A 14,545-nucleotide genomic window follows, 5' to 3' on the forward strand; every position below is an offset into this window, starting at 1 on the left:
GCCCATGTCGCGCTATCGTGTCGGTTATGCGCGGCGATTTCGGAATGTGCGACATCGACGAATCGCCCGCAGCTCATGCCGCCCGCGCCGCACCGCAACATCGCGTGACACGCGGTGCTGCCAGCGCGCTTACCGGGCCGTCGCCTGGCGCCGGCATGAAAAAGGCCTTTGTTGTGGTTATCTATGATGATCTATCCGACCGGAGACGACATGAAGGAAATCGAACCGACCCCGTGGTTTGAGCTTGAGGCCCACACGCCCGTTCGTGAAGGCTGGTATGAGGTGCAGTTGACGAGCGGGGACACGGCCTTTGCGAAGTTTGGCGACGGCGTATGGACCGAGAAACCGTTGCTCGTGTTCACCCACTGGCGCGGCTTGTCCGCCGATCCATCGACAGCCGGCGAAGGCGAAGCCGAATCGATCGCCGCCGAGGCCACCGCGGCCCAGGGCGTGCGTGCCGCCTGGAACGCGTTCTTCCCAGGGCTTGGCGAGGAACAGCACAAGCCACTGGACGCCGTGCCCAACGGTAAAGCGCCGCACTGATGCACGCCGGGCGGCGGCTCACGAGTTGCCGCCCTGATTTGCCTGACGTTACTCGCGCTTCAGCGCTTCAACTTTTGAGCGCCTCGGCAGCCAGCCTGCCGATCTCCATATCGATGTCGGGCGCCTCGCCCGTCTCAAGAATCCACGCCGCGGACAAACCGGACCACGCCAGTATCCACTGCAGCAGACGGCGCCGATCGAGTCCAGCTATCCGCGCGACCCGTTCGACGCGACGCTCGAACCATCCCGGTCGCAACGCCGACGCCTCGTCCGGATTGCAGAAAATGTTTGCGTAGTCGAACCCGCGTTCGCCGTAGAGACCTTTCGGGTCGATCGCCAGCCAGCCGCGCAGGCCGAAATCGAGCACGTTGCCGTGATGGATGTCGCCGTGCAACACCACAGGGTCTTGCGGCGCGGCGAGCAGGGCTTGCGCGACGGTTGCGCTGTCCTGCAACCAGCCGCCGTATTTTTGCGCGGCCGGCCACAGGCTTGCGAACCAGCGCGGTAAATCGATCAATTCGGGCAGTGGTTTGTTTCGCGGCGCGTGGAGGCGTGCGGCGGTGGCGCAGAGAATGTCGGTGGCGTGGTCGTCGGCGTCGCTATTGCCGGAGCGTGCCAGGTCCGCCAGCGCGTGACTGCTTTGCGCGCGCTCGAGCAGCAGGGCGTCGGCATCGTGTGCGAGCACGCGGGCCGCGCCTTCGCCGTCCCACCACGCCATCAACCGCGCGCCGAATTTCTCTTCAGGTTCCTGCGCGACTTTCAGCATCGCGGGAATGCCGTGATGGCGCACCGGCAGCAGCCGGCTGCTGTGTGTGCGAATCGGCTCGCCGTCCTGCTGCAAATCCCATTTGACGATGTATTCAGTGAACATTCGAGCTTCAGTTCGCGAGCGCGGCGACGTTGCTGTCAGCGGCATGCAGGCAGGCGATGTGCACGGCTCCTCCAACGGATGAGACGGTCTTGCATTCTCGCCTGGATCGGCCCGACATGGCGTGCGCAGCGCGTATCGAGCCCGACGCTACAATCGCTCCCATTCATTTGATGCGGGATCTACGCGTGGCCTGCGGAACGTTCTTTGCCACGGGCGATGCGTTCGAGGTAGACGCCGTGGCGAATGGCGGGGCCAGTGAGTGAGAAGGGCCCAGTGCGCGCCACTACTTGCTTCGAAGGAACTTGCGCACCTTCAATTCCAGTAATGCAACGAGTTCCGGCTGCATGAATGCGTAGTCGTCGGAAATGTCGAGACATACGACTTTCTTGCCGTTCAGGCACGCACGGAATTTTGCCGACAGCCGCGCGCGATGCGCCTTTTCCATTACGAAGACGATGTCGGCCCAGCGAACCTGCTCGGGAGAAAGCGGCACGTCGGCATCTGCACCGAGACCCGCCGAGTCGGTCTCGACGTCGGGCCAACTGCTGAACACTTGCTCAGCAGTTGGACTGCGCAGGCGGTTTTTGCTGCAGACAAACAAGGCACGTATCACAGTGGGTATCGCCGCCAAGTCGCTATGCCCGCGGCACGAATAAACGAATCACTCACGCGTCGCCCTCCGCAAACTTCTTCAGCGCGTCTCCCGCTAACCGATACCGTACCCATTCGCTTTGCGCGCTCGCGCCGATCGATTCGTAGAAGCCGATGGCCGGCTCGTTCCAGTCGAGCACGCTCCATTCGAAGCGGCCGCAACCGGTGTCGCAGGCAATGCGTGCAAGGTGACGCAACATCTGTTTGCCCGCGCCGCTGCCACGCGATGCCGGCGACACGTACAGGTCTTCCAGATAAAGCCCCTGCTTGCCGAGCCAGGTGGAATACGAAAAGAAGTAGACGCAAAAGCCGATGGGCTCGCCGTTCATCTCGCAGATCAGCGCCTTCGCGCTGGAAGCGGCGGAAAACAGGCTCGCTTCGATGTCGTCAACGGTTGCGACGACTTCGTGCTCTGCTTTTTCGTACATAGCGAGTTCGGTGATGAAGCGAAGAATCAACGCTGCGTCGGCGGCGTGAGCGGCACGGATATGGATAGTCAAGGTCAGAGGCTCGATTGATCGGTTGAGTGGTGCAGACCGAAGTTTCGCGCAGACGCACGGGCTTCGGATCAGACATGCATCGTAGCGTTTAACATGCCCTTCTGACCAGAGCGCGGCAAGAATGCGATTGACGTCGCGTCACAAAATCGTTTACCGTCGATCCATGGACTTCCACTCGATTCCCTTCGCAGCCGTCACCACCACGACGACCACCTTCACAGGCGGGTCGTCTGGAGGTTGCGCGCGCTAGAAGCAGGACGCTGTGGCAACCACCAAAGGCCTCGCCGGAAACGGACGGGGCCTTTGGCGTTTCTGGACCTCCGTTTGCGGCATCCATTCGCGGTAACCGATCAATGGAGCAAGACAGTGAACGATATCGACCATCGTGTACTCGGCAACAAACTCGACCTCTTCCATCGACAGGAAGAAGGCGCCGGCATGGTTTTCTGGCATCCGCGCGGCTGGGAGCTGTATCGCGTGCTCGAAGATTATGTGCGTGCGCGCATGCGTCGCGCGGGGTTTCGCGAGATACGCACGCCGCAATTGCTGGCGCGCTCGCTGTGGGAAAAGAGCGGGCATTGGGAGAAGTTCGGCGCGGCGATGTATTCGTTGGCCGATGCGGAAGAAGGCCGCGCGCTGTGTCTGAAGCCGATGAGTTGTCCCTGTCATGTGCAGGTGTTCAATCAGCGCGTGCGGTCTTATCGCGAGTTGTCGGTGCGGTACAGCGAGTTCGGCGCGTGTCATCGCGATGAGCCGTCGGGCTCGCTTGAAGGACTGAAGCGCACGCGTGCTTTCGTGCAGGACGATGCGCACGTCTTCTGCACGGAGGATCATATCGAGGCGGAAGTCGGGCGCTTCTGTGCATTGTTGCGTGCGGTCTATGCGGATCTCGGTTTTCCCGAGTTCAAGGTCGCGCTCGCGACGCGGCCGGCTATGCGCGCGGGCGACGATCAAACGTGGGATCGCGCGGAAGATGCGTTGGCGAACGCGGCGCGTGCGGCTGGGCTTGAATTCGACGTGCTCGAAGGAGAGGGCGCTTTTTATGGGCCGAAACTCGAATTTCATCTGATGGACAGCCGTGCGCGGAGTTGGCAGTGCGGCACGATCCAGCTCGATTTCGTGCTGCCCGAGCGGCTCGACGCGGCGTTCGTCAACGAGCGCAATGAGCGTGAGCGGCCTGTGATGATTCATCACGCGGTGCTCGGCAGTATGGAGCGGTTCATCGCGATGCTGCTCGAACATCACGAAGGATGGTTGCCGATGTGGCTGGCTCCTGAACAGGTGGTGGTTGCGACGATTAGCGATGCGAATGGCGCTTACGCGCAAGAGGTCATGCAGGCGCTCGATGATGCGGGTGTCAGGGCAGTGCCTGATAGCCGGCCCGAACGGCCGGAGAAGAAGATCTTCGATGCGCGCGAGAAGCAGGTGCCGCTTCTGGTCGTGGTGGGCTCGCGCGATGAGCGGGATCGGACGATTAGTATTCGCCTGCGGGATGGGCGGCAAATGAATTTGTCGTTTGCCGAGGGCGTCGAATATTTGAGGGTGGCGGGGCAGCCACCGGGGATGGCTCCAAAGGTTTAACGCGACGGTTGCCGGGGGGCGTTTCAAGTCGCGCCCTCTTGCCGGTCGATTCGACGGCGGACGGCGCGGCGTTATGCCTTAAAGGCAAGAACTTACCGCACTTCCATAAACCACCGCCCCCACCGCACCAACGGCTCCACGTCCACCCGCGCATCGGCCAGCTGGCGCGCGGCCGCCAGAATCCGGCTCACGTCGAACTGGCCGAGCGCCTGCTCGGACAACGCGATCTCTGTCACCATGAAGCGGGCAAAATGCGCGCTGACGTGCGGCAGTTCGCTCAGCATCGCCGCCGTCATCGGCTCGAGCGCGGTGTTCGACGAAGGCGTCAGAATACCGAGCCGGATTCGTTTGCTTTGCATCTTGCAGCGTCCCCTTTCCTTTAATCGGCGAGCAACAGCTTCACGCCCTCAGCCGCTTCGTAACGCAGCGCGTCGAGATCGAGACCGGGAATCACGCCGTTATCCACCACCACGCGACCGTTCACCACGTTATAGCGAACGCGCGCCGGCTCGCCTGCCGTCACCGGCGCAACGGCAACATCATGGAAACCGTTGAAGCGCAGATCGCTGACGTCATACAGCACGAAGTCCGCCGCCATGCCGACTTCAAGCGTGCCGACCGCATCGAGTCCGAGCACGCCCGCGCCGCCCGCGCTGCCCCAATGGATCGTCTCTTCCACCGTGGTCGCCGACGCGCCCTGCGCCGCGCGATGCACGAGCCATACGAAATGCGCTTCGTTGGTCATGCTGCCGGATTCGTTCGACGCCACGCCATCCACGGCGAGCGACATTGGCACGCCGGCGGCCGCCATTTGCGGTGCGGGCGCAATGCCGCTGCCCAGCCGCGCATTGCTGACCGGGCAATGCGAGCATCCACTGCCGGTCTCAGCGAGCATCGCGATCTCGCTCGCTTGCAGATGCACGAGATGCGCGAACCACACATCCGGACCAAGCCACTCGTGATCGGCGACGAACTCGACCGGCAGTTTGTTGAACCGCTCCTTGCAGAAATCGACATAACGGGTCGTCTCGGACAGATGCGTATGCAACCTCAAACCCATCCGCCGAGCCGCTCGCGCGACTTCAGGCAACAGTTCGGGCGGCAGGGAAAACGTTGGCGTGGTCGGCGCGACTACGACGCGACGCATCGAGGCATCGCCACCGTCGTGATAGCGCGATTTCAAACGTTCGATATCGGCGAGCATCTGATCGAGCGTCTCAGGCTTGAGCGCGACTTTGGAAAACCCCGGATGATCCCCCGCCGCCTGCAATGCGCCGCCGCGGCACAACACGAAGCGCATGCCGAACGAAGCCGCTTCGTCGAATAGCAGATCGCCGGTTTCGGTGGTGCCGTCCGCGTGGTAGAGATAGTGATGATCGGCGCACGTCGTCACGCCGGAGAGCAGCAGCTCGGCAAGACCCAGGCGAGCGGCAACGCGCGCCAGCTCCGGCGTAAAGCGCGCGAGACGCGGATACGGCACGGCAGCCAGCCATTCCTGCAAATCCGCATTGATACCGGACGGCACGGCCTTCAGCAGATTCTGGAACAGATGATGATGCGTGTTCACCCAGCCCGGATACACCACGCAGGAACGTGCGTCGATCACGCGTTCATCGGCACGCGGCTCGAGATTCGGCGCGATGGTTTCGATACGGCCATTGCGAATCCGCAGATCGACCTGGCCGAGCCTTGCGCGCTCGCCGCTCATTCCGCTCATCACCGCGACAGGGTTTTTGATCAGCAACGCTTCAGTTTGCATGCTCACGATTCGATATCCTTTCAGTTACTGCGAAGCGGCGGCCTTTGCAAAGACCGCCGCGCTCGTCATGCAACATCCGCTTATTCGCGGACCATGTTGTGCGCCGGCACGACGTCCTCTTCATGCGCGCCGTTGAGCACCGCGTTCAGCACGACGGAAACGAGGCACGCCAGCACCACGCCGCTGTGCAGGAACGGTTGCGTCCAGTCGGGCATGTGCTTGAAGACTTGTGGCGCCATCACCGGAATCAACGCGGTGGCGATCGTAAAGCCGACGATCAACACGTTGTAGCGATTGCGCTCGAAGTCCACTTTCGCCAACGTCTGCACACCGGCCGCGACCACAACGCCGAACATGGCGATACCTGCGCCGCCGAGCGCGGCGGAAGGTGTCGACGCAACCACCGCGCCGATCTTCGGCACCAGCGCCACCACGCACATCAGCACGCCGCTGATTGCCACCACCCAGCGGCTGCGCACGCCGGTCAGAATGACGAGGCCGACGTTTTCCATGAACGCGATGAACGGAAACGCCGCGAACATACCGGCAATCGCGCTCGCCAGACCGTTGGCACGCATGCCGCGCACCACGTCCTCCTCGCTCACGTCCTTATCGACGATGTCGCCGATCGCGACGAACAGGCCCATGGATTCGACCATCTGCACCACCATCACGACGATCATCGTCAGTACCGGCACCAGCGAAAACACGGGCGTGCCGAAGTGAAACGGCACCGGCATGGTGAACCACGGTGCTTGCGCCACGCTCGCGAAGTTGCCCATGCCGAGCGAGCACGCCAGAATGCCGCCGGCAATCAAACCGATCAGCACGGACAGATTACGCAGGAACGCATTGGCAAAACGGTTGATCGCGAGAATCACCAGCGCGACGAACAGCGTGACGCTCAGGAAGGGCAGCGCGCCGAACTGCTGCTGCGCGGCCTCGCCACCCCCGGCCCATTGATACGCGACGGGAAACAACTGCAAGCCGATCACAGTCACGATGCAGCCGGTCACTACAGGTGGGAAGAACCTTCGCAAGCGCCCGACCAGCGGCGCGGCGAACATCGTGAACAGACCCGCGCCAATCACCGCGCCGCACACGCCGGCGAAACCGACACCCGGACTCGTGCCGATCGCAATGACCGGTCCGACGCTGCTGAATGCGACGCCCTGTAGAATCGGCAGACGCACACCGAACTTCCAGACGCCGACGGTTTGCAGAATCGTTGAGATGCCCGAGCAAAACAGCGCCGTGCTGATGAGCACGGTGGTGTCGGCCGGCGACATCTTCAGCGCCGACGCGACGATCAGCGGCACCGCGATGGCGCCGATGTAAGCCACTAGCATGTGTTGCAAGCCGAGCGTGATCATCTGGCGCTTCGGCAGAATGCGATCGACGGGGTGTATGGCGGTGTTCATGACGTGTCTCCAAATTGTGGTTATCGATCGGAGCGCGCCGCACGGACCTAGCCGCGCGGCACTACGACGCGCGCCGACCGGATCTCCCGTCAGGCCGCAACCGGCACGGCCAGACAGGCATGGAAGCGGTCGGTCAGTGCGGCGCGATCGAGATCGCGTCCGATGAAAACGATGCGGCACGAGCGCGGCTCACTCCCCCACACTTGCGCCGCGCGCAGTTCGATGACGTTGTGGACGCCTTGCAGCACATAGCGATGCGACTGGCCTTGCACGGCGAGAATGCCTTTCATACGGAACAGGTTTGTGGCATCCGAGTCGCGCAGTTCGGCGAGCCACGCTTGCAGCGCGTCGAGGTCGATATCCGCATCGACTTCGATCCCGACCGAGGAAACGCTTTCGTCGTGCTGGTGGTCGGCGTGATCGTCGTCGTGATGGGCATGCTCGTGTTCGTGTTCGTGTTCTTCGTGACCGTGCGCGTGTTCTTCTTCATGCAGGCCATCGGTCTCGACGAGAATTTGCGAGAACTCGTTTGCGCCCACTCCAAGAATCTTGCCGAGGTCGATCTGTGCATAGCTCGACTCGACGATTTCCGCTGTGGCATTGAGTCCACGAATGCGTTGCGTCAGCGAAGCGATATCGTCTGGTCCCACCAGATCGACCTTGTTGATGACGATACGGTCCGCGCACACGATCTGATCGACGGCCTGGTTGTCGCTGCCGTCGAGCACCAGATCGTCCAGATGCGCGGCGATATGCTTCGCATCCACCATCGTGACGACGGCATCGAGGGTGACCTGTTTAGCAATGGGATCGTCGAGAAAGAACGTCTGCGCGACGGGATACGGATCGGCAAGCCCGCTGGTTTCGACGATGATGTGATCGAGCCGGTCCGGCCGCTCCACGAGCATGCGCACGATCCTCACCAGATCCTCGCGCACCGCGCCGACGCAGCACACGCAGCCGTTCGTCATTTCGTAGATCTCTTCGGTCGATTCGAGCACGAGGCCACCGTCGATGCCGATTTCGCCGAATTCGTTTTCGATCACCGCGATCTTGCGGCCGTGTTTCTCGCGCAGGATGTAGTTGAGCAGCGTCGTTTTGCCGGCGCCGAGAAAGCCGGTCAGCACCGTGACGGGGATTTTCTCGATTTCGTTGTGGGTGGTGTGAATGTGATTCATGGCTCGTCTCCGTTTCTTCGTTCGTACAGCGGTTCGGCTATCAGGCGATATGCGGTGCTTGTGCTTCGACTTCTCGCCAGCGTTTGACGGTGCCCGCTTCGAGACCGAACAGATCGAGCACACGGCCAAGCGTGTGATCGATCATCTGGTCGAGTGAAGCGGGGCGCGCATAAAACGCCGGCACGGGTGGCGCGACAATCGCACCCATTTCGCTTACGGCAATCATGTTGCGCAGATGCGCCAGCGTGTACGGCGTTTCACGCGCGAGCAGCACCAGCGGGCGGCGCTCCTTCAACGTGACGTCGGCGGCGCGTGAGATCAGGCTCGACGACATGCCGCTGGCAATTTCGGCAAGCGTCTTCATCGAACAGGGCGCGACGATCATGCCCAGCGAGCGGAACGAGCCGCTGGAGATGGCCGCGGCCATGTCGTCGCAGCGATAGGTGGCGCTGGCTAGCGCGCTAATGTCCGCGAACTTGTAGTCGGTTTCGTGCGTCATCGTGAGTAACGCGCTGCGCGAAACGGTCAGATGCGTTTCGATATCGAGTTGACGCAGCAATTGCAGCAGGCGTACACCGTACGTAAAACCGGATGCGCCGCTGATGCCGACTACGAGTCGCCGTGCGCTCATCGCGGTACTCCGGCGGCGCGGGCCAGAATGTCGGCGGCCTTTTGCGAAGCGCGTTCGCTGATCCGTGCGCGTATGCCGTCGAAATGCGAGCCGCGCGTCGCGTCGATGCCCATACGCGACGTGGTGCCCGCCGCGGACGACGAAGGATCGAGCGGACTGCCCGGCAAACCATCGACGATAAACACATCCTGGTGCGGCTGAAAATGCGTGGCGATCGCCCACAGCACCTGCGAGTCGTTAGTGATGTCGATGTCGCTATCCACGGCGACGACGTTCTTCAGGTAGGGATCCCAACCGAGCAGCGCGAGCATGACCTGGCGTGCTTCGCCGTCGCGCTTCTGATTCAGCGCGACGTAGCAGTGAAAATGTGTGCCGGAGTTGGGATAGTGCAATGCTGTGACGGACGGGAAGCGCGCCTTCAGCTTCTCGCTCATCTCCGCTTCGCGCGGTAAGCGGGCTAAAGTCAGATGTTCTGCGTAAGGACCGCCGACTACATCGACGAGCCACGCATCGTTACGGCGCATCATCGTGTCGACTCGCAGTACGTTGTTCGTAGAGCGGTCCGATGAATAGCCCGTGAATTCACCGAACGGGCCTTCTTCGGCGTGCGCGGACGGATCGATCGTGCCTTCCAGCACGAACTCGGCGGAAGCGGGCACGCCGATGCCGTAGTGCGGCGTGCGCACCAGTTCCAGCGGGGCACCGAACAGACCGCCTGCGATGGCGCGTTCGTCGGTGCCGAACGGCACGCGTGCGGCGGCGGCCAGCATGAACAGCGGATGCGCGCCGATCACCATCGCGACTTTCAACGTGTCGCCGCGTGCCTGGGCGGTTTGCAGCATGCGCCAGAGGTGGCCGCGCGAATGCAGACTGGTGGCCAAGGCGTTTTTCGCGTGGCGCATCGAGCGGTGATAGCTGAGGTTTGCCACGCCGGTGACTGGATCTTCCGCGACGATCACGGCGTTCGTGATGTACGGGCCGCGGTCGGTATCGAAGTGGCGGATCATCGGCAATTGTGCGAGATCTACTGCGTCGCCTTCAATCACCTGATCCAGTACGGGACCGTTCGACACGAACACGGGTGCGACAGGCGCATTGGCGCGTTGTTGATATGCGTCGAACAGACCGACCGCGTCGACATCGAACAGACGCCCGATGCGTGTACGCGAGGCAAAGAAATTCGTGACGAGAGGCGTTGCGATCCCATCGATCTTTTCGCAAACCAGCATGGGATGCTGCCCGCGCGCCGCGAGTTCGGCGACGACCGCCGTAACATCCTGATCGGCGGACAGTGGCTGCGAGAGCGTCAATACGTCATCGGGATAGTGCTCGCGATACGCATGCGCAAAGCGATGAAAATCCTGCGTGGCGCGGAAGAGGTTATCCGCCATAGTGAACTCCGTGTGAGCAACAGAGGCAGGCGCGGCGCGAACCGCGCCTGCTTTCTTTCGAACGATCAGTCAGTCAGCGTTAGGCCGGCTGCGTGACGTCATTCACATAAGTCGCCTTCAACCGCTTCTCCGCTTCGGCGAGATCCTTCGGCGGCTTGGTCGGCTCGATTCCGACCAGACGGGCGATGTTGTTGCCCATATAGTCTTCGAGACCGTCCTCGTCCAGATTCATGCCTTGTGGCGCGGGACCGCACAGCATTTCCAGTTCGCGCAGCCACATTCCCGGTTCGTTCGGCGGCGAATCCGTGCCGAACACGATCTTGTTGCGCGGCAGTTCGCGAGCGAATTCGACAATGCGCGACTGATAGCACCAGCCCGATTCGCAATACACGTTCGGCGTGTCCATCGCCATCCAGAACGCTTCGAACGAGTAGTTGCCGCCCGTCTGAATCCCGAAGTGACCGATGATGAAATTCACCATCGGGAATTCGCGGATGATCGGATAGAACTGCGTCGGAATCGTGTACGGTCCGTCGCCGGTGTGAATCAGCACGACCACGCCGAGCTCAGCGCACTTCTTCATAGCAGGGCGCAACCAGTCGAGCGCGCGATCCGGCCGGTAGCCGTGCATGTTCGCGTGCAGCTTGAGCATCTTGAAGCCGTATTCCTTCACGTGGAATTCGAGTTCGGCTGCGCCGTTTTCGGGACCCCAACGCGGGTTGTACGTGAAGTTGCCGATAAAGCGATCCGGGTACTTCTGCGTCAATGCGGCGATATACGACATGTAGTCGCGAATGCCTTCACGACCGCGGCGATTGCCGTCGCGATAGCCGGTGTTGCCCGGCGGCGGCTGAATGAAGCCCATGTCGATCCGGCGCGGCTTGCCGTTGATGATGTACGGACCGTCCATCATCTTCAGCAGGCGTTCGCCGGTGAATGGCTCGCCGGTATGACGCCACGCCTCGTCGACGAGATTCGTGGGATGCAGATGGGTATCGATGATCATCAGCGGGCTCCTGCGTAGTCGGCCTGGCCCGCGTGTTTCTTCGCGGCGCCGGCATGGTGTTTCAGATAGGCTTGTGCTTCTTGCACGCTCCTCGGCGGCGTGCTCGGCTCGATGCCGATCATGCGGGCGAGGTTGTTGCCGAGATAATCCTCGAGCGTCTCTTCGTCGAGATTCAAACCTTGCGGCGGTTCGTGGCACAACACTTCGAGCAAACGCAGCCACATGCCCGGCTCGTTCGGCGGTGTGTCGGAGCCGTAGAGAATCTTGTGCGTGGGCAGCACCTTCGCGAATTCGACGATCCGCGATTGCAGGCACCAGCTCGATTCGCAATACACATTCGGTGTGTCGAGCGCCATCTGGTAAGGCTCGAAGCAATACACACCGCCCGTCTGCACACCGAAGTGCGCCATGATGAAATTCACCGAAGGGAATTCGCGAATCAGCGGATACCACTCGCTCGGAATGCTATATGGGCCGTCGCCGGTATGCAGCTTCACGAGCAGGCCGAGGTCCGCGCATTTGCGCAATGCGGGGCGCAACCAGTCGAGCGCGCGGTCGGGACGGTACGCATGCATGTTGGCCTGCAACTGCACCATCTTGAAGCCGTGTTCCTTCGCATAGAACTCGATGGCTTCAGCGCCGTTCTCCGGACCGCAACGCGGGTTGTAGACGAAACAGCCGAGCAAACGGTCCGGATACTTCTGAACGCATTCGACCGTGTACGCCATGTAGTCGTCGATCGACTCGCGGCCCGAGCGATCGCCGTCGGTCCACGTGTAGATGGTGTTGCCTTGCGGCGGCTGGATGAAGGCCTTGTCGATGCGGCGAGGCTTGCCGTTGATGATGTAAGGGCCGTCCATCACTTCGATCAGACGCTCGCCGGAAAATGGCTCGCCGTCATGGCGCCACGCGAGGTCGACCAGATTGGTCGGATAACAGCTAGTGTCGATGATCATGTACTCGATCTCCTTGAGAGGAACTGGTGTATCCAGTTGCCGGATCGCGGGCAGGCGCATCGATGGAACCCAGCCCGTTGGGCTTGCCCATGCGGCCCTTTGCAAGACGCTGTTTTTGAGCGCCTTCCCCTCGCCGGCATCGAGTGTCACACTGATGTGCACTGCTGCTTGCGATGCAGTCTCACAAGATAAAAACGCTCTGTACAATATTTTTTAACCACGATCTTGATACGTTTGCGATATGGACATCCGGCTGTTGCGTTACTTCGCGGTGCTTGCCGACGAACTGCATTTCGGCCGGGCAGCCGCGCGGCTGCACATTTCCCAGCCACCGCTGAGTCAGCAGATTCGTATCCTCGAAGAAGAGATGGGCACTGCGTTGTTCTCGCGCTCGCAGCATCGTGTCGAACTCACCGAGGCAGGGAAAACACTTAAAGAGCAGGTGCCGTTGATCTTCGCGCAGTTCGAACGCGCGATCGATCTGACGCGTTGTGCGGGACGTGGCGAAGTGGGGAGCCTTGAGATCGGCATCATCAGTTCCGCGATGGTCGAGCCGATTCCACACGCGCTACGCGTATTCGCGGAGAAACATCCGCAAGTGCGTTGGACGCTGCACGAGATGACGCCGGCCGCGCAGATTCTCGCGTTGAAAGAGCGGCGGCTGGATGTGTGTTTCTTCCGTGTCTCGCACGACGACCCGGAGATTCGCAGCGAAGTGGTGATGCGCGAGTCGGCGGTGGTGGCGCTGCCGTTGGGGCATGCGCTGGCATCGCGTGCGGAGATTGCGTTGCGGGAGTTGGAGGCCGAGCGTTTCGTGTCGTTTGGTTTGCGGCAGTCGCAACTGGCGCGTTTTCTACAGGACTGTTGCGTCGAAGCAGGGTTCACACCTCGCATCGAACAGGAAGTGGTCGAGGTGCACACGCTGTTGTGCCTCGTGCGCGAAGGCTTGGGCGTGGCGCTGCTGCCTTCTTCCGCGCGGCAGTTATCGACGGGAGACGTTGCGTTCGTGCCGGTCGCTGCGCCGCGTCCCGAAGTATCGCTGCACGCGCGCTATCGTGCCGAAACGCCTTCGCCGGTCCTGTCGCTGTTTCTCGATACTGTGCGGGAAGTGGCGGCCAGTACGTGCTAACGCGTGCTGTTAGTTTGCGCGACCAGGTTGCGGATCACGTCGATTAACGGCGCCACACGCTCGGCTTTCTCGCGCGGCCACACGGCGTAAAGGTTGTAGTGCGTTGGAATTTCCACTTGCGTGAGTTCGACCAGATCGCCGTTGCGTTGCGCGTCGGCGGCGAGCAGGCCGCGTGCCAAACCTGCGCCCACGCCTGCGCTCGCGGCTGCGATCAACCCGGCCGCGTTGTCGAAAACCGCTACTGCGTCGGGCTCGACCTCGGGCAAGCCCGCAGCGGCGAGCCAGGGAATCCACGAGCGCTTCGTATAGCCTAGCAACGGCAAATCCAATAGTTGCTCAGGCGTGAGCGGCACGCTAAGCCCGCGTGCCTGCAATAGCGAAGGCGAACCCACCGCCGTCAGACGGTCGCCGCAAATCAGCGCGTTTTCGAAGCCGTCCCATTCCCCATACCCATACCGCAACGCGATATCCACGCGCTCGAACGCGCTGCGTTCGTGGCGCGGCGTGGACAACACCGTGAGCGATGTGCCGGTCAGCGCGCCGAGCAAGGTGGGCAAACGCGCCACCAGCCAGCTCTGCGCGAGTTCGGGATCGACGTCGAGCGTGATGGACTGCTTGACCGTCCGCTCTTTTACCGACGACAACGCGCGATCGATCTGCTCGAAGCCATCCGCCAACTGATTCGCGAACAACACGCCCGCATCCGTCAGCACCACGCGGCCGCTTTCGCGTACAAAAAGCGGTTGGCCGACGAACTCTTCGAGCGTGCGGATCTGCTGGCTGATCGCGCTATGCGTAAGCGACAACTGCCGCGCCGCGCTCGAAAAGCTGCCGACGCGCGCGGCTTGCAGGAAGGCTTGCATCGATTGAATGGACGGATAGCGCTTCAACATGGTGTTAGCCGGACTGACAGACGGTGGAAGAAATG

General features: G+C 61.7%; 14 protein-coding genes and 1 pseudogene. 3 read left to right on the top strand and 12 right to left on the bottom strand.

The window, feature by feature from the left end; translation table 11 throughout:
• The first annotated feature begins 210 nt into the window (after window positions 1–210).
• Window positions 211–543 (top strand): hypothetical protein, encoded by a 333-nt coding sequence (locus B0G80_RS38485; protein WP_012428912.1) that lies wholly within the window; start codon window positions 211–213, stop codon window positions 541–543.
• Between the two features lie 67 nt (window positions 544–610).
• Here the strand turns inward: B0G80_RS38485 and B0G80_RS38490 are convergent, their stop codons facing one another.
• The 3 genes from B0G80_RS38490 to B0G80_RS38505 all read right to left on the bottom strand — a co-directional run bounded on the left by B0G80_RS38490 (window position 611) and on the right by B0G80_RS38505 (window position 2,565).
• Complete coding sequence (locus tag B0G80_RS38490; RefSeq protein WP_116122857.1) at window positions 611–1,414, bottom strand: aminoglycoside phosphotransferase family protein; 804 nt, start codon at window positions 1,412–1,414, stop codon at window positions 611–613.
• Between the two features lie 283 nt (window positions 1,415–1,697).
• The gene (locus tag B0G80_RS38500; RefSeq protein ID WP_116122858.1) at window positions 1,698–2,027 is read right to left on the bottom strand and encodes a low molecular weight protein tyrosine phosphatase family protein; all 330 of its coding nucleotides are present in this window, start codon (window positions 2,025–2,027) and stop codon (window positions 1,698–1,700) included.
• A gap of 52 nt (window positions 2,028–2,079) precedes the next feature.
• On the bottom strand, window positions 2,080–2,565 hold the full coding sequence (locus B0G80_RS38505) for a GNAT family N-acetyltransferase (RefSeq protein ID WP_116122859.1): 486 nt from the start codon (window positions 2,563–2,565) through the stop codon (window positions 2,080–2,082).
• A 366-nt stretch (window positions 2,566–2,931) separates the two neighbouring features.
• Here B0G80_RS38505 and thrS point away from each other — a divergent pair, with 366 nt between their 5' ends.
• Window positions 2,932–4,146, top strand: a complete 1,215-nt coding sequence (gene thrS / locus B0G80_RS38510; protein ID WP_116123893.1) for a threonine--tRNA ligase — start codon at window positions 2,932–2,934, stop codon at window positions 4,144–4,146.
• A gap of 137 nt (window positions 4,147–4,283) precedes the next feature.
• Here thrS and B0G80_RS38515 read toward each other — a convergent pair.
• From B0G80_RS38515 to B0G80_RS38550, 8 genes and pseudogenes are all read right to left on the bottom strand, one after another.
• Window positions 4,284–4,505 (bottom strand): annotated as a pseudogene (locus tag B0G80_RS38515) (Asp/Glu/hydantoin racemase); the annotation flags it as partial.
• A gap of 20 nt (window positions 4,506–4,525) precedes the next feature.
• A complete protein-coding gene (locus B0G80_RS38520; protein ID WP_408969488.1) occupies window positions 4,526–5,905 on the bottom strand; it encodes an amidohydrolase family protein in 1,380 nt (459 codons plus the stop codon).
• An 80-nt stretch (window positions 5,906–5,985) separates the two neighbouring features.
• Window positions 5,986–7,326: a nucleobase:cation symporter-2 family protein gene (locus tag B0G80_RS38525; RefSeq protein WP_116122861.1), complete on the bottom strand. Its 1,341-nt coding sequence runs from the start codon at window positions 7,324–7,326 to the stop codon at window positions 5,986–5,988.
• A gap of 89 nt (window positions 7,327–7,415) precedes the next feature.
• Window positions 7,416–8,504: a GTP-binding protein gene (locus B0G80_RS38530; protein ID WP_116122862.1), complete on the bottom strand. Its 1,089-nt coding sequence runs from the start codon at window positions 8,502–8,504 to the stop codon at window positions 7,416–7,418.
• Between the two features lie 40 nt (window positions 8,505–8,544).
• A complete protein-coding gene (locus B0G80_RS38535; RefSeq protein WP_116122863.1) occupies window positions 8,545–9,135 on the bottom strand; it encodes a UbiX family flavin prenyltransferase in 591 nt (196 codons plus the stop codon).
• On the bottom strand, window positions 9,132–10,526 hold the full coding sequence (locus B0G80_RS38540) for a UbiD family decarboxylase (protein ID WP_116122864.1): 1,395 nt from the start codon (window positions 10,524–10,526) through the stop codon (window positions 9,132–9,134). Before B0G80_RS38540 ends, B0G80_RS38535 begins: the two co-directional genes overlap by 4 nt.
• 79 nt (window positions 10,527–10,605) lie before the next feature.
• Window positions 10,606–11,532: an amidohydrolase family protein gene (locus tag B0G80_RS38545; protein ID WP_116122865.1), complete on the bottom strand. Its 927-nt coding sequence runs from the start codon at window positions 11,530–11,532 to the stop codon at window positions 10,606–10,608.
• Window positions 11,532–12,488 (bottom strand): amidohydrolase family protein, encoded by a 957-nt coding sequence (locus tag B0G80_RS38550; protein ID WP_116122866.1) that lies wholly within the window; start codon window positions 12,486–12,488, stop codon window positions 11,532–11,534. Before B0G80_RS38550 ends, B0G80_RS38545 begins: the two co-directional genes overlap by 1 nt.
• A gap of 241 nt (window positions 12,489–12,729) precedes the next feature.
• Here B0G80_RS38550 and B0G80_RS38555 point away from each other — a divergent pair, with 241 nt between their 5' ends.
• Window positions 12,730–13,617: a LysR substrate-binding domain-containing protein gene (locus B0G80_RS38555; RefSeq protein ID WP_116122867.1), complete on the top strand. Its 888-nt coding sequence runs from the start codon at window positions 12,730–12,732 to the stop codon at window positions 13,615–13,617.
• On the opposite strand, the gene B0G80_RS38560 is transcribed toward B0G80_RS38555, so the two are convergent.
• A complete protein-coding gene (locus B0G80_RS38560; RefSeq protein ID WP_116122868.1) occupies window positions 13,614–14,510 on the bottom strand; it encodes a LysR substrate-binding domain-containing protein in 897 nt (298 codons plus the stop codon). The two genes, B0G80_RS38555 and B0G80_RS38560, sit on opposite strands and share 4 nt — an antisense overlap.
• Between the last annotated feature and the right edge of the window lie 35 nt (window positions 14,511–14,545).

Source organism: Paraburkholderia sp. BL6669N2, from assembly GCF_003387275.1.
Taxonomy (GTDB): domain Bacteria; phylum Pseudomonadota; class Gammaproteobacteria; order Burkholderiales; family Burkholderiaceae; genus Paraburkholderia.